A 16,163-nucleotide genomic window follows, 5' to 3' on the forward strand; every position below is an offset into this window, starting at 1 on the left:
GATGAGCGAACCCGAGGAGACCCAGGAGAACGCGGAACGGACCGAACCGATCGTGGCGCCGCCGACGGCGAACCCCGCCCGGGTGCAGGTGCCGCCGGAGGGCCTGGGTCAGCAGACCGACGAGCCGGACCCGGCGGCGGCCAACCGCCGGCGAGAGGAGGGCTGATGGTACGCGAGCAGCGGCTCGACCCCGAGGTGGAGGTGCTCTGGGACGACTTCCACGCGCAGGTCAACGTGCCGTCCGAGCAGCTGCGGCAGTGGCTGCTCACCCGGGGCTCCGGCGAGGAGTCGTTCGGGCCGAACCCCGACCTCGACCTGCCCGAGCCGGGCCGGCACATCCTGCGGGTGCTCACCAAGCGCAAGGTGGACCTCACCCCGGAGGACATCGATGTGATGCGGGAGGCGGTCGACCGGATCCAGTCCCTGATGGAGGCCAAGCCGCCGCGCGGCAACGCCGACGACGAGTGGCGGCACTCCCTGCTGGACCTCGGGCACGACGTGCTGGTGGAGCGCTGAGGATCCCTCGGCGGCGCCCGGGTCGCCGGGCGCCGCCGCGGCGTGCTCAGCCCGGGTTGCCGGGCGGGGCGGGCTCAGCCCGGGTTGCCGGGCGGGGCGGGCTCAGCCCTGGTCGGACTCCAGGCTGGCGATGGTCAGACCGGCGGCGTCGGCCGCCGCCTCCCGGTCGGCCCGGGTCTGCTGCTCCCGGGTGAGCAGGTTGGCGTACTCGGTGACGACGGCCGGGTCCGGCACCTCCGGCAGGCGCCGCAGGAAGGCCTCCACGTCCCGGACGGCGGCGGTGTGCGCGGCGGCCGCCTGCCGCAGGATCTCGCGGTCGTCGGCGGCGGGGTACAGATCGGTCATGCCCGCCTGATACCCGGCATCACGCCGTTCGCACCCCGTGGACCGGTCCGGCCGCGCTCGGCCCGCCCCGCGCCCCGAACCCCGGGTTGCGCAGCAGCCAGGCCAGGTACGCCGGGTGCGCGGCCAGCGAGTCGGTGTACGCGGCCAGCGCCGTCTCCAGCACCCGCTCGGCGACCCGCGCGGCGGGCGCGTCGGGGTGCCAGCCCAGCATCAGCCGCCACCGCAGCGGGATCCCGGCCAGCCGCCGGGTCACCAGGCCGGCGATCGGCCGGAAGGTGGCCTGGCACAGCGCGATCGCCTCGCCCGCGTCCACCAGGTCCAGGCAGCCGCGCACGTCCGCCTCGTACACCTTCCGCGGGGTGAAGCCGGCACGCGCGCAGGCGGCCGCGAAGCAGTCGCCGAAGCAACCGTCGCCCGGGGCCGCCACCCACTGCTCGTGCCGCAGGTCCGCCAGCCGGACCTCGTCCCGGTCGGCCAGTGGATGGGTCTCCGGCAGCAGCACGTGCACCGGATCCATCGACACCTCTCGCCAGCACAGCCCGAACTCGCCGGTCGGACTCGAGTCGCCGCAGAGGCCGCTGAGCGCGAAGTCCAGCCGGCCGCCGGCGACGAGCTGGGCCAGCTCGTCCGCCGACCAGGACGCGTACGTGGTGATCTGCGCGTGCGGCTGCTCGGCGGCGAGCCGGTGCACCATCCGCCCGAGGATGGGGCTGTTCACCCCGCCGAACCGGTAGCGGCGGGGTGCGTCCCCGGCGCCGGCCAGCCGGGCCGCCTCGTCCTGCAGGCCCTTCATGGCGGGCAACAGCACGCGGGCGCGGGCGAGCACCAGCTCGCCCAGGGCGGTGGGGCGGGCACCGCGCCGGTCGCGCTCGAACAGCGGGCCACCGAGGGTGCGTTCGATGCGCTGGAGCTGGGCGGTGAGCGCCGGCTGGGCCAGGCCCAGGGTCGAGGCCGCCTTGGTCACGCTGCCCGTCTCGGCGATCGCGCAGACCACCCGGAGGTGGCGGAGCTCCAGGTTCATGTACCGACGGTAGGGCCGTGCGGCGGCCGGGGGAAGGGTTCCGACGGATCAACGATTGACGATGTGTCCGGGACCACTCAGCCGGGTGGCGGTTCGGCCAGATCGGCCAGGCGGGTCGGCCGTCCGGCGACCGCGTCGCGCAGCTTGTCGACGACGCCGACCGCCGGCTCGACGATCTTGTTCCAGGGTGGGGTGGCCGGGGTGCCCGGGTGCGGCCGGGTCGGCGCCGCCTCCTCGGCGATCTCCAGGCGGTTGCCCAGCCGGATCAGCTCCTCGGCGGTGGCCACCGCCCGCAGGTCGCGTACCAGGTCGCCGACCTCCGTCACATGCCGACGGACCCGCCGCCCGACGTCGGGCAGCCGGTCCCGGGTCAGCTCGGTCAGGGCGGTCAGCAGGTCCCGGTCCGCCGCCAGCACCCGGTCGACCCGGCCGGCGTCCTCCGGGCGGGCGGCCCGCACCGCCGGCAGCAGATACTGCTCCTCGGCGGACAGGTGCCGCGAGAGCGCCGCGACGAGCACCGCCAGGCCGCCCTCCGGAGCCGGTCGGGGATCCGCTCCGGCCAGCCGGTCGACCAGCCCGCACAGCTGGCGGTGCTCGGCGTCGACGATGTCGGCGACGCTGCGCCCGCCCGGCCGGTAGTGCTCGTCCTCGCCGGTGGGCGGCAGCGGGGGCAGCGGAACGGTCATGGCGCCCTCCCGGGGGTGCGGACGGCGGGGCCCGTGGGTGGGCGTCCGCGGTGTCGCGACCGCCGGTACCCGAACCCGCGCCCGACGAAACCGCGCCCGGGCCGGACGGGGTGCCGGTCCGGGCCGCGCGGCTGGTATGAAGGGCCAATGACGAGCGACGCCGCCCACCCCGCGCCCACCGACGAGGTCGTCGACCTGTGCCGTGACCTGCTGCGCATCGACACCACCAACACCGGCGACAACGACACCAGCGCCGGTGAGCGCCGCGCCGCCGAGTACGTGGCGGAGAAGCTCGCCGAGGTCGGCGTCGAGTCGGCGATCCACGAGTCGGCGCCCGGCCGGGCCAACGTGGTCGCCCGGATCGCCGGCACCGACCCGGCGCGACCCGCCCTGCTCGTGCACGGCCACCTCGACGTGGTGCCCGCCGACGCCGACGAGTGGTCGGTGCACCCGTTCTCCGGCGAGCTGCGCGACGGCTACCTGTGGGGCCGGGGTGCGATCGACATGAAGGACTTCGACGCGATGGTGCTCGCCGTGGTGCGGCACTGGCAGCGCACCGGCGTCCGCCCGCCCCGCGACATCGTGCTCGCGTACACGGCCGACGAGGAGGCCGGCAGCGACTACGGCGCGCACCACCTGGTCAAGCGGCACCCCGACCTCTTCGACGGCTGCACCGAGGCGATCGGCGAGGTGGGCGGCTTCTCCTACTCGGTCGACGACAACCGGCGGCTCTACCTCATCGAGACCGCCCAGAAGGGCATCGACTGGCTGCGCCTGCACGCCAAGGGCCGACCCGGCCACGGGTCGTTCCTGCACGACGACAACGCCGTCACCGCCCTCGCCGAGGCGGTCGCCCGGATCGGCCGGCACCGGTTCCCGGTCACCGTCACCGCGACCGTGCGGGCCTTCCTCGAGGAGGTCTCCGAGGTGCTCGGCGTCGAGATCGACCCGGACGACCCGGAGACGGCCATCGCCAAGCTCGGCCCGATCGCCAACATCGTCGGCGCGACCATCCGCAGCACCGCCAACCCGACCCGGTTGGCCGCCGGTTACAAGGACAACGTCATCCCGAGCCGGGCCACCGCCACCATCGACTGCCGCAGCCTGCCCGGCCAGTCCGAGATGCTCGAGGCGCAGGTGCGCGAGCTGGTCGGCCCGGACATCGCCATCGAGTACGTCCAGCGCCAGCCCGCCCTCGAGACCACCTTCGACGGCGACCTGGTCGCGGCGATGTCCGCCGCGCTGCGCGCCGAGGACCCGGGCGCCCGGCCGGTGCCGTACATGCTCTCCGGCGGCACCGACGCGAAGGCCTTCTCCCAGCTCGGCATCCGCTGCTTCGGCTTCGCGCCGCTGCGGCTGCCCGCCGACCTGAACTTCGCGGCGCTGTTCCACGGCATCGACGAGCGGGTTCCGGTGGACGGACTACAGTTCGGCGTGCGGGTGCTCGACCGTTTCCTCCGCACCTGCTGAGCCGCGTCCGGTTCCCGGCGTGGCACTCCCGAACACCGAAGGGACGCCGCACATGACCGACCAGCACGGTGAGCTGGACGCCGCCCTCGAACGCGTGATCGAGGCGGCCCGCCACCACCTGGCCGCCGTACGCGCCGCGCAGGGCCGCATCGACGACGACGACGTCTGGCAGGCGTACGTGACGTTGAACAACGCCTCGTACGCCTACGACGAGCAACTGATGGACGCCTTCGGCGAGGTCACCCCCTGGGACGTGCAGGCGATCGACCCGGACGAGGCCGACCGGCGCTTCGGCGGCCTCGACGAGGTGGAGGCGACCGATCCGCACCCGCAGGTGATCTCGGTGCGGCAGCGGCGCGACTACCGGGTGCCGAGCGTCGGGGCGCTCATCCGCGCCGCCGAGGCGGCCCGCCGCGAGGGCACCCCCGGCGAACACGAGCCGGCACCCGTCGAGGGGGTCGGCGAGGCGGTGCTGGAGCTGCTGCAGTGCGGCGACGGCTCGCTCGCCGCGCTGGACGTACCGGAGCTCGAACCGCTCGACGGCGTCGTCATGGTCAGCGAGGTCGGCACCCCGGTCGACCTGGAGTCCTTCGACGACGACGACCCGGTCGGCCCGTTCCAGCCGGCCCCCGACGACCGGCTGGTCGGCCGGCTCGACGAGCACCCGTTCCTCGAACTCGAGGACGAGGAGCACGACCACGCCCACTAGGGCTCGTCGCCGACCCGCGGCCGGTGCGATCGACCGCGGGTCCGAAGCAGGAGGCTTCCCGGGGCCGACCAGGCCGGTCGGCCCCGGGAACGCCGGCCTTCGTCAGTACGACAGCCCGGGCTGGGGCTGGTTGACCCGGCGCCGGCGCAACATCACCTGTCGCGTCCCGTCCCGGAACAACCGGACCCGGGCCAACTCCCACCCGGAGAACTCCGCCTGGATCGCCAGCTGCGCCGCGGCGGTCAACCGGTCGACATTCGGCGGCAACCGCAGCGGCGCGTATTCGTAGTCCATGGGCCCTATGCTGCCCAGCCCAGCGGCCCCGGCGCCACCCCCGCGGCCGTGACCCGGGGTACCCCGGCTCGTCCGGCCGCCGGCCCGGCCCCGGTCGGTCCGGCCCGGCCCTCGCCGGCCCGGCCCGACCCCCGCCGGGCCGGTGAACGCCGGCACCGCACCGGGTGACCCCGGGCCGTCGCAGGCTGCCTCGCAACCCGGCGGCCGGCCTCAGCCGTCGCGGCCCGGCTTCAGCCGTCGCGCTCCGGGTAGCCGACCGGGACCGCGGAGACGTCGTCCAGTGCCGTGGTGATCTCCTCCGGCAGCGTCATCCGCTCCACCTGGAGCGCCCCGAGCAGCTGCCCCACCGTCCGCGCGCCGAGGATCGGCGCCACGACGCCCGGCCGGTCGCGGACCCAGGCCAGCGCGACCTCCAGCGGCGAGACGCCGAGCCCGCCCGCGGCGGTGGCGACCGCCTCGACGATGGCCGAGCAGCGCGGATCAAGGTAGGTGGCGACGAACCGCTCGAAGTGCGGCGACGCCGCCCGGGAGTCGGCGGGACGGCCGTGCCGGTACTTGCCGGTGAGCACCCCCCGCCCGAGCGGCGACCACGGCAGCACACCCAGCCCGAGGGCATCGCAGGCGGGCAGCACCTCCCGCTCGATGCCGCGCTCCAGCAACGAGTACTCCACCTGGGCGGCCACCACCGGAGCCCGGCCCGGCCAGGCCGTCTGCCAGGCCGCCGCGCGGGCCGTCTGCCAGCCGGAGAAGTTCGACACGCCGACGTAGCGGACCCGGCCACTGGCCACCGCGTGGTCCAGCGCCGCCAGGGTCTCCTCCAACGGGGTGTCCGGGTCGTACCCGTGCACCTGGAACAGGTCGACGTGATCGGTGCCGAGGCGGCGGAGCGAGGCGTCCAGCGTACGCAGCAGGTGCCCCCGCGAGCCGTCGCGGCGCCGGCCGCTGCCCGGACGCAACCCCGCCTTCGTGGCGATCAGCAACTCGTCGCGCGGGACCAGGGTGCCCAGCAGGGACCCGATCACGGACTCGGCGTCGCCGTCGCCGTAGACGTCGGCGGTGTCGATCAGATTGCCGCCCGCGTCCAGGAAACTCTTCAACTGGGCCGCCGCGTCGTCGGCGTCGGTGTCCCGACCCCAGGTCATGGTGCCGAGCGCGAGCCGCGAAACCGCCAGCCCGCTTCGGCCGAGCGGTCGCTGTTGCATGGCTGAACCTTATTTCCAACGTGGGCCGCACCGATATCCTCGCTCCCGCCAAGTCTGCCGGCCAGCCCGTGGATCCGCTCGCCCGGGTCACGCCGTCCCGCTCCGGCCGGTTTTGCGTGAGCCGGTGATCGGCTCCGGCGGCGGCATTGCGTAACCTGATGCGACCTGTGCTGCGAATGGGGGAGGACCTAGTGCGACTCGGGCTCAGCCTCGGATACCAGACGGCGTGGAGCACGCCGTCCGACCACCTGGCCCTCGCCCAGGAGGCCGACCGGCTCGGCTACTCGGTGGTGTGGGCGGCGGAGGCGTACGGCTCCGACTCGCCGAGCATGCTCGCCTGGATGGCCGGCCAGACCGAGCGCATCGACCTGGGCAGCGCGGTGATGCAGATCCCCGGCCGCACCCCGGCGATGACCGCGATGACCGCCGCGACCATCGACGCGCTCTCCGGCGGCCGGTTCCGGCTCGGCCTCGGCGTGTCCGGCCCGCAGGTCTCCGAGGGCTGGCACGGCGTACGGTTCGGCAAGCCCCTCGCCCGGACCCGCGAGTTCGTCGACATCGTGAAGTTGGCGATCGCCCGCAAGGAGGTCAGCTACGACGGCGAGTTCTACACGCTGCCGCTGCCCGACGGGCCGGGCAAGGCGCTGCGCCTCGGCTTCCACCCCCCGCGGGAGCACATCCCGATCTACCTCGCCGCCGTCGGCCCGAAGAACCTGGAACTCGCCGGCGAGATCGCCGACGGCTGGCTGGCCGTCTTCTACGCCCCTGAGTTCGCCGAGGAGCAGCTCGCCAGCGTCCGCGCCGGCCGGGCCCGGATCGGCAAGGACCTCGCCGGGTTCGACGTGGTGCCGTCGGTGCCGGTCGTCGTCGGCGACGACATCGACACCTGCGCCGAGCTGGTCCGCTGGTACGCGGCCCTCTACGTGGGCGGCATGGGCAGCCGCCAGCAGAACTTCTACAACCAGCTCGCCACCCGCATGGGTTACGGCGACGCCGCCCGCGAGGTGCAGGACCTCTACCTTGCCAAGCGGCAGCGCGACGCGGCCGCCGCGGTGCCGATGGAGTTCATCGACCGCACCTCGCTGCTCGGCCCGAAGGAGCGCATCGCCGAGCGGATGCGGGAGTATGCCGCCGCCGGCGTCACCACCCTGTCGGTGACGCTGTTCGCCGCCGACCGGGACAGCGGGGTGCAGACCCTGCGCACCGTCGCCGAGGCCCTGGACCTCTCGGGAGTCGGGGAGTGACCTGGGTCGAAGCCATCGTCCTGGGCATCGTGCAGGGGCTCACCGAGTTCCTGCCGATCAGCTCCTCCGGACACCTGCGGATCACCTCGGCGATCTTCTTCGACCGGGACGCCGGGGCCTCCTTCACCGCCGTCACGCAGCTCGGCACCGAGGCGGCGGTGCTGCTCTACTTCGCCAAGGACATCTGGCGGATCACCCGTACCTGGATCGTCGGCATCTGGGACCGCTCGGTACGCAGCAGCCTCGACTACCGGATGGGCTGGTACGTCATCATCGGCTCGATCCCGATCGGCCTGTTCGGGTTCCTGTTCAAGGACCAGATCCGGGAGACCGCCCGCAACCTGTGGCTGGTCGCCACCACCCTGATCGTGTTCGCGTTCGTCCTGGCGTTCGCCGAGTACTGGGGCCGGCAGACCCGCACCCTGGAGAACTTCCGGATGAAGGACGGCATCGTCATGGGCTTCGCCCAGGCGATGGCGCTGATCCCCGGGGTGTCCCGCTCCGGCGGCACGCTCACCGCCGGCCTGCTGCTCAACCTGACCCGGGAGACGGCGGCCCGGTACTCGTTCCTGCTGGCCATCCCCGCCGTGGTCATGTCCGGCATCTTCAGCATCGGCGACGTCTTCGAACCGGCCGCGCCGGGCACGTCGGTCCCGAGCGGCGCGCAGATGGTCGTGGCGACGATCATCGCGTTCGCCGTCGGGTACGCCGCCATCGCCTGGCTGCTGCGCTACGTCGCCCACCACACCCTGTACGTCTTCGTGCTGTACCGGGTGGCCCTCGGCACGCTGGTGCTCGCTCTGCTGATGACCGGCACGATCACCGCCACCTGACGGTCCGGCACCCGCCTGGGGTGCGTCCGGCTCGCGTTGGCTGCGGTCGCCGGCGGGGCCGGTCGGTCGGTGGAGATGCCGCTGGCCGGCACCCGGGTGTCGGGTGCCGGCCAGCGGCTTGTTTCCCCCTGTGAGGAAGGTCTGCGGTTGTGTGGGTCAGTTCCAGTGCTTGGCGACCAGGTCGGCGGCCTGCTGTTCCCACTGGGCGTAGTGGTCCGGGTAGGCCGAGACCTGCACGGTCTGGGCGGCCTTGGTCAGCGGCATGTCCTGCCAGCCGTCGACCTGCTGGAGGCCCTTGAGGAACGCCATGGTCGAGTACTCGGGGTCGGTGATCTGCTCCACCGTGCCCCACCCGCTGGACGGGCGCTGCTGGAACAGGCCCTGCGAGTCATGGTCGTTGCGCTCACCCAGGTGACCCAGGTTCTCCAGCTTCGACTCCTGCAGCGCGGTCGCGATCGCGACCACGGCGGCCCGCTCGTCCATGCCGGACTTCTTCGTCGCCGCGATGATCGCCTTCACATTGCCGGTCTGCTCATCGGACAGGTCGATGCGCGACTGCTTGCCCTGCACACCGTGCGGGACCAGCTTGCCCGCATCAGGCTTGTCGGCCTGCACCGCGGCGACCGGAGCCCCGGTCACCGGCGCGGTCGTGCTGGCGGTGTCGTGGTTCAGCGGACCAGCGGCCAGACCACCAGCGAACGCCAGACCAACGATACCCAGAACGCTCTTACGCATGATCGTGTTCATGATGAAGCTCCATTCGGGGGTCGGCACCACCAGCCCAAAGGGGGGGCGTAGGCGGTGCAAGCACCATCCGAGGCGCTCAAAAGACTCGGGGAAAGACCACCGGCATCCGAGGGCGGGGGGATGGCCCTTCACGGTGCCGGGTCCAGGTGTAACGACCGACCGGCCGCCAACATTCCGGCGACCACCAACCCGTCGAAGACCCGGGCTCCTGCTCGATCGTCCAGTGGATGTAACGCCCCCACCCCGCCCACGATTCCGCCCCCACGATGCCCCCGGTCACACCCCCAAACCCGACACCCGGCCCCAGACGGGCACACCAGATCCGGACACCCGGCACACACAGCACAGCCCGCGACGCCGACCCCCGGAAGACCCCCGACCCCCATCGGGGCGTTACCGGTCAGATCCCGCCACGAGACAGCTCCCAAGCCCTCGCCAGCGGGCGGACCCGGCCCACGTCAGGGGTGTGGCCCGCCGGGACCGGCGCACGGATCAAGCCTGCCCGGAAGCCGGGCACGGCGGGCCACACCCCCCAACCGCAACCAACGATCAGCCAACGGACAAGACCGGACACGGCCAGGCCACACCCAACCGGGACCACCCGCACGCCTACCCTGGTCACCGTGGCGACCCTTCTGCTTCTGCGACACGGCCGGACGACCGCGAACGCGGACGGAGGGCTGGCCGGCCGGCAGCCGGTCGAGTTGGACGAGACCGGTCGCGCCCAGGCGGTCTCGGTCGGCGAGCGGCTGAAGCCGGTGCCCCTCGCCGTGGTGGTGACCAGTCCGCTGATCCGCTGCCGGCAGACGCTGGATCTGGCGGTGCCGGAGGCCGACCCGGTGGTGGAGGAGGGGCTCATCGAGTGCGGGTACGGCAGCTGGGAGGGGCAGCCGCTGAAGCGGCTGGCGAAGGAGCCACTCTGGCCGGTCGTGCAGCAGCACCCGAGCGCCGCCGTCTTCCCGGGCGGGGAGGCGATGGCCGCCATGGCGGCGCGGGCGGTGGCGGCGGTGCGTACCTGGGATGCCCGGGTGACCGCCGAGCACGGCCCGGAGGCGGTGTGGCTGGCCTGCACGCACGGCGACGTGATCAAGGCGATCGTGGCCGACGCGCTCGGCGTACACCTGGATCTTTTTCAGCGCATCGTCGCGGACCCGGCGTCGGTCACGGCGATCCGCTACACGTCGCTGCGGCCGTTCCTGGTGCGGCTCAACGACACCGGCGGTGACCTGGCGGCGCTGGTCCCGCCCCCGCCGAAGCGGCGCCGGCGGTCGGCCCGCGCGGCCGACTCGGACGCGGCGGTCGGCGGCGGCGCCGGAGCGGCGGCCCGGTGAGGCCGGGCCGACGCGGGACGCGTGGCCGCTGTGCCGGAAGCGGCGATTCGGGTCGGTGGGGTGCGCGCTGTGTGGGTACGCCGGATAGGGTCGTGGTATGACCCACCAGGTGCACGCCTTCGAGCCGCCGGAGCGGTTCGTCGCCGGGACCGTCGGGCCGCCGGGGGATCGCACGTTCTTCCTCCAGGCGCGCGGCGGCGGCCGGCTGGTCAGCGTCGCGCTGGAGAAGGTCCAGGTCTCGCTGCTGGCGGAGAAGCTGGAGGAGCTGCTCGCCGAGGCGCAGCGCCGGTTCGGGGTGAAGGTGCCCGAGGCGGGCGCGGCCGTCGGCGACAACGACCCGCTGGACACGCCGGTCGACGAGGAGTTCCGGGTCGGCACGCTGGGGCTGGCCTTCGACGTCGACACCGAGACGGTCGTGATCGAAGCGATCGCCGTCGGTGAGGCGGAGGTCGAGGCCGAGCTGGGCGAGCCGGACGACGAGGAGCCCGACGAGGAGCCGGACGAGGACCTGGACCGGCTCCGGGTGCGGCTGACGCCGGAGGCGACCCGGCAGTTCATCGAGCGCGCCCGGCGGGTGGTCAACGCCGGCCGTCCGCCGTGCCCGCTGTGCGGCCAGCCGCTGGACCCGGCCGGTCACCTCTGTCCGCGCCACAACGGCTACCACCGGTGACCTCGTCGGACCTGCAACCCCGCCAGGACGGCGACGCGGCGCTCCGGCTGCTCCGGGACGGCGCGCTGGACCTGGAGGGGCGGCTGGTGGACGCCTCCAACACCACGCTGCGGGGCGTGCTGACCCTGGACGGCGTGACCGCCCGGTGCGTCTACAAGCCGGTCCGGGGGGAGCGACCGCTGTGGGACTTCCCGGAGGGCACGCTCGCCGGGCGGGAGGTCGCCGCGTACCTGGTGTCCCGGGCCACCGGGTGGGATCTGGTGCCGCCGACGGTGCTGCGGGACGGGCCGTTCGGGCCGGGTTCCTGCCAGCTCTGGATCGACGAGCCGGCCGAGGCGGAGCCGCTGGTCGGGTTCGTGCCGGCCGAGGCGCTGCCGCCGCGGTGGTTCCCGATCGCCGCGGCCCGGGACGACGACGGTACCCCGTACGCGCTCGCGCACGCCGACGACCCGCGGCTGGCCCGTCTCGCGGTGCTCGACGCCGTCATCAACAACGCCGACCGCAAGGGCGGGCACGTGCTGGTCGGCCCGGACGACCGGATCTACGGCGTGGACCACGGCGTGAGCTTCCACGTGGAGGAGAAGCTGCGCACGGTCCTGTGGGGCTGGGCGGGCCGGGAGCTGCCGCCGGATGCGATGGAGATGCTCGACGCCCTCGCCGGGCAGGTCGCCGGGGAGCTCGGCGAGGAGCTGGCGGATCATCTGACCCTCGGCGAGATCGCCGAGCTGGCCGCCCGGGTGGAGCGGCTGCGGGGCGGCGGGCGGTTTCCGCTGCCCCCGCAGGAGTGGCCGGCGGTGCCCTGGCCGCCCATGTGAGGGCTGTCGCGTTGATCACCTGTGGCGCGCCCCGGAGGCGCCCGTCGGCTGGTTAGGCTGGCGGTCATGGAGTCTTGGGCGGGACACGAGGTGCCGCGGCTGCCGGGCCGGGGCGGGCCGCTGGTGTTGTTCGACTCGGCGCGGCAGGGCACGGTGCCGAGCACGCCGGCCGGCGCGGGCACGATGTACGTCTGCGGCATCACGCCGTACGACGCCACCCACCTCGGGCACGCCGCCACGATGATCACGTTCGACCTGGTGCAGCGGGTGTGGCGGGACGCCGGGCTGGACGTGGCGTACGTGCAGAACGTCACCGACATCGACGATCCGCTGCTGGAGCGCGCCGCCCGCGACGGCGAGGACTGGAAGGTCCTGGCGATGCGGGAGACCGCGCTGTTCCGGGAGGACATGGAGGCGCTGCGGATCATCCCGCCGGCGCACTACGTCGGCGCGGTGGAGTCGATCCCGGACATCGCCGAGAAGGTCCTCGTGCTGCTGAAGGACGGTGCCGCGTACCGGCTGGACGACGGCACCGGTGACATCTACTTCGACATCTCGGCCGCGCCGCGCTTCGGGTACGAGTCGAACCTCACCCGGGAGCAGATGCTGGAGATCTTCCCGGAGCGCGGCGGCGACCCGGACCGGGCCGGCAAGCGGGACCCGCTCGACCCGCTGCTGTGGCGGGGCGCCCGCGCGGACGAGCCGTCCTGGCCGGGCGGGGATCTGGGCCCGGGCCGGCCGGGCTGGCACATCGAGTGCGCGGTCATCGCGCTGAACCTGCTGGGCGACCGTATCGACGTGCAGGGCGGCGGCAACGACCTGATCTACCCGCACCACGAGTGCTCCGCGGCGCACGCCGAGCGGCTCACCGGCCAGGCGCCGTTCGCCGGCCACTACGTGCACGCCGGCATGATCGGCCTGGACGGCGAGAAGATGTCGAAGTCCCGGGGGAACCTGGTCTTCGTGTCCCGGCTGCGGGCCGACCGGGTGGACCCGATGGCGGTCCGGCTGGCCCTGATGAGCGGGCACTACCGCAGCGACCGCTCGTGGACCGACGAGCTGCTGGCGACCGCGCAGGAGCGGCTGGGCCGCTGGCGGCGGGCCGCCGCCGCCCCGGCCGGGCCGTCCGGGGCGGAGCTCCTCGCCGGGGTGCGCGCCCGGCTGGCCGACGACCTCGACACCCCCGGCGCCCTGGCGGTGGTCGACGCCTGGGTCGACCGCGCCCTCGCCGGCGTCGCCGACGACCCCGCCGCCCCGAAGCTCTTCGCCGACACGGTCGACGCACTCCTCGGCATCCGTCTCTGACCCGCGGCGCGGCGCCCGCCGCTCCGGCTCAGCCCGGGCGGCGGGCCTGCGCCTGCCGGCGCGCCACGTCCCAGAGCCGGCGACCCAGCCGGCTCTTCTTGATCCACTGCGTCCGGCTCACCAGCTTCGACCTGGCACTGGGCGCCTTCGGCGGTGCGGTGACCCGGCGGTAGGTGGCCGAGGTGGCGGGCCGGACGGTGGCCGGTTCGAGCTGGTTGGAGGCCATCGCCAGGCAGGCGAAGTGCTGCAGGATGCGCTCGTCGGCCAGGGTGGCCTGGTCCCGCACCGCTCTGGTCAGCGAGCGCACCACGATGTCGCGCCGAAGGAACTGCGTGACCGGGCCGTGCGCGGTGTCGACCAGCTCGGCGATCGCCTCGATGCCGTCGCCCTGCCACACCTTCGCCGCGGTCGACTTGAGGGAGTAGGCGGTGGCGAAGGGAACGTCGGACCACTCGGGTACCAGCCGCTCGATCAGCCCGGTGTGCACCAGGCGGTCGCGTTTCTGCTGCGGCGTCAGCGCGAAGGTGGCGGTGACGAAGCCGGGGGTGAGGAACGGCGTGACCATGCCGACCGTGTAGGCGGAGCTGTACCAGCGGCGTACCCGCTCGACCAGGTAGAGGTAGTCGGCGAGGTGCAGGTCGTGCACCCCGATGTCCTTCGCGTGCTCGAGGATCGCGTCGATCCGAGCGCGCTCGGCCTCGATCACGCCCTCGCCGGCCGCGCTCGCCGGGACGGCGCTGAGCAGGTTCGCGGCCGCCGAATCCTCCGGGGTGCGGTCCTGGTCGGCCGGGGGATACCAGTAGCCGACGGCGAGCTCGCCGCCGGCTCCGCTGAACGTCGCCGGGCCGATGGTGTCGGGCAGTCGCTCCGCGACGGCCTGGCGCGGCAGGTACGTGGACGGGTACTGGTAGTCGAACCGGTGCTGCATCCGCCGGACGCGTTCCTGAACGCCGATCCTGACGACCTGCGCGGGGATGCTCTTCAGCCGGAGGTCGTGGATCGGGGCGAGCCCCCGCTTCTCCCGCAGCAGCCGCAGCAGCTCGGTGGCGACATCGGCCTCGGCCTGGATGTCCCGGTTGGTGAAGAACCGGGGCAGCCGGCCGGCGGCGACGAGCGAGGCCGCGATCAGGCGGGAGTCCTTGCCGCCGGAGAGCCCCAGGTCGACCTCGGCGTCGTAGAGACCGTGGAAGCTGCTCGTGGTGTGGGTGATCGCCTCGGCCGCCAGGTCCAGCGCCTCGGCCGTCCGTCCCTGGGCGTCGAAGCCGGCCATCACGATGTCGTCGACGCCGTAGCGCACCTCGGCCTTGACCGACCAGCCGCCGCCGTCGCGGCGCTGGCCCGTCATTCGCTCCCCGGCCCGCAGCAGCCGCGCGCCGCGCACGGGGGACAGCTCGGCGCCGAAGTGGCTGCAGATGGTGTACGACCGCCAGCCGTCGAGGTCCGGCTCGGCCCGGCCGTGCAGGAAGGCGGCCACCAGGCTCGGCCGGCTGGACAGCACGGTGATGCCGTCGGCGGCACCGGTGAAGAGCCGGCACATGCCGAGCCAGTCCTGCTGTACGGCGAAGCGGCGGTCCGCGTCGAGCGCGAGGAGGCCGAACGGGGGAACCACGGTCCGGTGGACGTCCTCGCCGGCGAGCAGCCGGCGGGCGAGCGCGGTGGGGCCGCCGGCCGGGTCCGCCCCGACCGGAATCCCGAGCGACACGGCCGTGACCGGGCCGTCCGTGGCGACCGTGGGCCAGCGGTAGGGGGCCTGGTCGGCGGTGTGCAGCACGGTCACGCCCCAGTCGTCGCCGCCGACCTCGTGCCGTACGTAGCTGTCCGGCACGATGGTGGCCAGCGCCGCCTCGACCCGGTCCCGCGCGGCCAGTCGCGCCTCCGGCGAAACGAGCCGCCCACCGAACCACGCAACGACCACGTACATTCCCGCCGCCTGCCTAACATGAACGATCCACGGACTTCTCGCCCGGGCAAGCTAGCAGTAGGAACGGGGGCGGCGGTGCCCCGAACGCCTTCCCTTCGGGCAGACAAGCCTGCCGGTTCGGCGCCGGTGGGCGGCCACTCAGCCGAGGACCAGCCCCGGGTCGGGATCCTGCTCCGGCGCGGGGGCGGGGATCTTGTACTCCTCGGTCAGCGTGGTCACCGGGCCGGGCCAGGTGGCCTGGGCGACCTCGATCGGCTTGCGGTGGGCGTCGTACGCGATGTGCAGCAGGTGCAGCACCGGTGTGTCGGGGCGGATCTGGAGGAGTTCCGCCTCCTCCCGGCTGGGCTGCCGGGCGCTGATCGTGTCGGTCGCGGTGACGTACCGCCGGCCGGTGGCCTCCTCGGCCTCCTGGTAGAGCGGGCGACCGAACGCCTCGGCGCGCTCCAGCGACGTGCCGGCGGTGTCGGCGGGCAGGAACCACGAGGCGCCCACCTCGACCGGTGAGTCCTCGGTGCGGACCAGGTGCCGGCGGCAGAGCAGGTCGGTGCCGTCGGGTACGCCGAACGCGTCGGCGACCTCGGGTGGGGCGGGGGCGGGCCCGACCGAGACCAACTGCTGCCGGTACCGGGCGGCGAGGTCGGTGTGGTAGCCGCGGAAGCCGCCGTACCGGCCCCGGGAGAGGCGGTTGAGGCGGCGCCGGGTGCCGCGGACGTACGTACCGGAGCCGGGTTTGGTGATCAGGATGCCCTCGACCCGCAGCTGGTCGACGGCGCGCTGCACGGTCTGCTTGGCGACCCCGAACATCTCGGCGATGGCCGGGATGGACGGCAGTCGCTCGCCCGGCCCCCAGTCGCCGCGGCGCACCTGGGCCTTGAGCTGCGCGGCGATCTGGCGGTGCGGGAACTCGGCCGCGCCGGGGTTGATCTGCATGCCCGCCTCCTCCTCGATGACAGCTAGGTTCCTAGGATGCCTTAGAGGGTGTGACCGTCCACGCCCGACACGCGGGGAGGCAGGCGGAAACCAGGCCCCGGACGCGGATCCGCGGCCCGGTCAG

The 16,163-nt window shown here is 73.7% G+C and carries 18 protein-coding genes; 10 read left to right on the top strand and 8 right to left on the bottom strand.

What is annotated here, in order from left to right:
- The first annotated feature begins 1 nt into the window (after nucleotide 1).
- On the top strand, nucleotides 2–166 hold the full coding sequence (locus EV376_RS30240) for a hypothetical protein (protein ID WP_165438026.1): 165 nt from the start codon (nucleotides 2–4) through the stop codon (nucleotides 164–166).
- The gene (locus EV376_RS17895) at nucleotides 166–516 is read left to right on the top strand and encodes a DUF3140 domain-containing protein (protein WP_130324739.1); all 351 of its coding nucleotides are present in this window, start codon (nucleotides 166–168) and stop codon (nucleotides 514–516) included. Before EV376_RS30240 ends, EV376_RS17895 begins: the two co-directional genes overlap by 1 nt.
- A gap of 102 nt (nucleotides 517–618) precedes the next feature.
- On the opposite strand, the gene EV376_RS17900 is transcribed toward EV376_RS17895, so the two are convergent.
- The 3 genes from EV376_RS17900 to EV376_RS17910 all read right to left on the bottom strand — a co-directional run bounded on the left by EV376_RS17900 (nucleotide 619) and on the right by EV376_RS17910 (nucleotide 2,568).
- Complete coding sequence (locus EV376_RS17900; RefSeq protein WP_130324741.1) at nucleotides 619–861, bottom strand: hypothetical protein; 243 nt, start codon at nucleotides 859–861, stop codon at nucleotides 619–621.
- Between the two features lie 19 nt (nucleotides 862–880).
- On the bottom strand, nucleotides 881–1,882 hold the full coding sequence (locus tag EV376_RS17905) for a LysR family transcriptional regulator (protein WP_130324743.1): 1,002 nt from the start codon (nucleotides 1,880–1,882) through the stop codon (nucleotides 881–883).
- A 77-nt stretch (nucleotides 1,883–1,959) separates the two neighbouring features.
- The gene (locus tag EV376_RS17910; protein ID WP_130324745.1) at nucleotides 1,960–2,568 is read right to left on the bottom strand and encodes a hemerythrin domain-containing protein; all 609 of its coding nucleotides are present in this window, start codon (nucleotides 2,566–2,568) and stop codon (nucleotides 1,960–1,962) included.
- A 147-nt stretch (nucleotides 2,569–2,715) separates the two neighbouring features.
- On the opposite strand from EV376_RS17910, the gene EV376_RS17915 reads away from it, so the two are divergent.
- Together EV376_RS17915 and EV376_RS17920 are read left to right on the top strand one after the other, a co-directional pair.
- On the top strand, nucleotides 2,716–4,038 hold the full coding sequence (locus EV376_RS17915) for a M20/M25/M40 family metallo-hydrolase (RefSeq protein ID WP_130324747.1): 1,323 nt from the start codon (nucleotides 2,716–2,718) through the stop codon (nucleotides 4,036–4,038).
- 52 nt (nucleotides 4,039–4,090) lie between these two features.
- Nucleotides 4,091–4,747, top strand: a complete 657-nt coding sequence (locus EV376_RS17920) for a periplasmic substrate-binding domain-containing protein (RefSeq protein ID WP_130324749.1) — start codon at nucleotides 4,091–4,093, stop codon at nucleotides 4,745–4,747.
- A gap of 102 nt (nucleotides 4,748–4,849) precedes the next feature.
- Here the strand turns inward: EV376_RS17920 and EV376_RS17925 are convergent, their stop codons facing one another.
- Together EV376_RS17925 and EV376_RS17930 are read right to left on the bottom strand one after the other, a co-directional pair.
- On the bottom strand, nucleotides 4,850–5,041 hold the full coding sequence (locus EV376_RS17925) for a DUF5703 family protein (RefSeq protein ID WP_039906151.1): 192 nt from the start codon (nucleotides 5,039–5,041) through the stop codon (nucleotides 4,850–4,852).
- Between the two features lie 230 nt (nucleotides 5,042–5,271).
- Nucleotides 5,272–6,243 (bottom strand): aldo/keto reductase, encoded by a 972-nt coding sequence (locus EV376_RS17930; protein WP_130324751.1) that lies wholly within the window; start codon nucleotides 6,241–6,243, stop codon nucleotides 5,272–5,274.
- A gap of 191 nt (nucleotides 6,244–6,434) precedes the next feature.
- Between EV376_RS17930 and EV376_RS17935 the strand changes: the two genes are divergently transcribed.
- Together EV376_RS17935 and EV376_RS17940 are read left to right on the top strand one after the other, a co-directional pair.
- Nucleotides 6,435–7,487 carry an LLM class F420-dependent oxidoreductase gene (locus EV376_RS17935; protein WP_130324753.1) on the top strand — a complete coding sequence of 351 codons (1,053 nt, stop codon included), beginning with the start codon at nucleotides 6,435–6,437 and terminating at the stop codon, nucleotides 7,485–7,487.
- Nucleotides 7,484–8,320 carry an undecaprenyl-diphosphate phosphatase gene (locus EV376_RS17940; protein ID WP_130324755.1) on the top strand — a complete coding sequence of 279 codons (837 nt, stop codon included), beginning with the start codon at nucleotides 7,484–7,486 and terminating at the stop codon, nucleotides 8,318–8,320. The genes EV376_RS17935 and EV376_RS17940 overlap by 4 nt, the downstream gene beginning before the upstream one ends.
- Nucleotides 8,321–8,476: 156 nt before the next feature.
- Here the strand turns inward: EV376_RS17940 and EV376_RS17945 are convergent, their stop codons facing one another.
- Nucleotides 8,477–9,067 carry a hypothetical protein gene (locus EV376_RS17945; RefSeq protein WP_130324757.1) on the bottom strand — a complete coding sequence of 197 codons (591 nt, stop codon included), beginning with the start codon at nucleotides 9,065–9,067 and terminating at the stop codon, nucleotides 8,477–8,479.
- Between the two features lie 614 nt (nucleotides 9,068–9,681).
- On the opposite strand from EV376_RS17945, the gene EV376_RS17950 reads away from it, so the two are divergent.
- From EV376_RS17950 to mshC, 4 genes are all read left to right on the top strand, one after another.
- A complete protein-coding gene (locus EV376_RS17950) occupies nucleotides 9,682–10,398 on the top strand; it encodes an MSMEG_4193 family putative phosphomutase (protein WP_130328715.1) in 717 nt (238 codons plus the stop codon).
- Between the two features lie 97 nt (nucleotides 10,399–10,495).
- Complete coding sequence (locus EV376_RS17955) at nucleotides 10,496–11,068, top strand: DUF3090 domain-containing protein (protein WP_130324759.1); 573 nt, start codon at nucleotides 10,496–10,498, stop codon at nucleotides 11,066–11,068.
- A complete protein-coding gene (locus EV376_RS17960; RefSeq protein ID WP_130324761.1) occupies nucleotides 11,065–11,883 on the top strand; it encodes an SCO1664 family protein in 819 nt (272 codons plus the stop codon). Before EV376_RS17955 ends, EV376_RS17960 begins: the two co-directional genes overlap by 4 nt.
- A 66-nt stretch (nucleotides 11,884–11,949) precedes the next feature.
- The gene (mshC, locus tag EV376_RS17965; protein WP_130324763.1) at nucleotides 11,950–13,188 is read left to right on the top strand and encodes a cysteine--1-D-myo-inosityl 2-amino-2-deoxy-alpha-D-glucopyranoside ligase; all 1,239 of its coding nucleotides are present in this window, start codon (nucleotides 11,950–11,952) and stop codon (nucleotides 13,186–13,188) included.
- 28 nt (nucleotides 13,189–13,216) lie between these two features.
- On the opposite strand, the gene EV376_RS17970 is transcribed toward mshC, so the two are convergent.
- Nucleotides 13,217–15,109 (bottom strand): hypothetical protein, encoded by a 1,893-nt coding sequence (locus EV376_RS17970; protein WP_130324765.1) that lies wholly within the window; start codon nucleotides 15,107–15,109, stop codon nucleotides 13,217–13,219.
- Between the two features lie 138 nt (nucleotides 15,110–15,247).
- Nucleotides 15,248–16,039, bottom strand: coding sequence for a GntR family transcriptional regulator (locus tag EV376_RS17975; protein ID WP_130324767.1), 792 nt, complete (start codon nucleotides 16,037–16,039; stop codon nucleotides 15,248–15,250).
- Nucleotides 16,040–16,163 lie beyond the last annotated feature (124 nt).

The organism is Micromonospora sp. CNZ295, from assembly GCF_004217535.1.

Coding starts and splice junctions, on each gene's coding strand:
- EV376_RS17910 (WP_130324745.1), bottom strand. CDS start 2,568: ATGACCGTTCCGCTGCCCCCGCTGCCGCCCACCGGCGAGGACGAGCAC.
- EV376_RS17930 (WP_130324751.1), bottom strand. CDS start 6,243: ATGCAACAGCGACCGCTCGGCCGAAGCGGGCTGGCGGTTTCGCGGCTC.
- EV376_RS17945 (WP_130324757.1), bottom strand. CDS start 9,067: ATGAACACGATCATGCGTAAGAGCGTTCTGGGTATCGTTGGTCTGGCG.
- EV376_RS17975 (WP_130324767.1), bottom strand. CDS start 16,039: ATGCAGATCAACCCCGGCGCGGCCGAGTTCCCGCACCGCCAGATCGCC.
- EV376_RS17920 (WP_130324749.1), top strand. CDS start 4,091: ATGACCGACCAGCACGGTGAGCTGGACGCCGCCCTCGAACGCGTGATC.
- EV376_RS17925 (WP_039906151.1), bottom strand. CDS start 5,041: ATGGACTACGAATACGCGCCGCTGCGGTTGCCGCCGAATGTCGACCGG.
- EV376_RS17905 (WP_130324743.1), bottom strand. CDS start 1,882: ATGAACCTGGAGCTCCGCCACCTCCGGGTGGTCTGCGCGATCGCCGAG.
- EV376_RS17900 (WP_130324741.1), bottom strand. CDS start 861: ATGACCGATCTGTACCCCGCCGCCGACGACCGCGAGATCCTGCGGCAG.
- EV376_RS17970 (WP_130324765.1), bottom strand. CDS start 15,109: ATGTACGTGGTCGTTGCGTGGTTCGGTGGGCGGCTCGTTTCGCCGGAG.
- EV376_RS30240 (WP_165438026.1), top strand. CDS start 2: ATGAGCGAACCCGAGGAGACCCAGGAGAACGCGGAACGGACCGAACCG.
- EV376_RS17895 (WP_130324739.1), top strand. CDS start 166: ATGGTACGCGAGCAGCGGCTCGACCCCGAGGTGGAGGTGCTCTGGGAC.
- mshC (WP_130324763.1), top strand. CDS start 11,950: ATGGAGTCTTGGGCGGGACACGAGGTGCCGCGGCTGCCGGGCCGGGGC.
- EV376_RS17955 (WP_130324759.1), top strand. CDS start 10,496: ATGACCCACCAGGTGCACGCCTTCGAGCCGCCGGAGCGGTTCGTCGCC.
- EV376_RS17915 (WP_130324747.1), top strand. CDS start 2,716: ATGACGAGCGACGCCGCCCACCCCGCGCCCACCGACGAGGTCGTCGAC.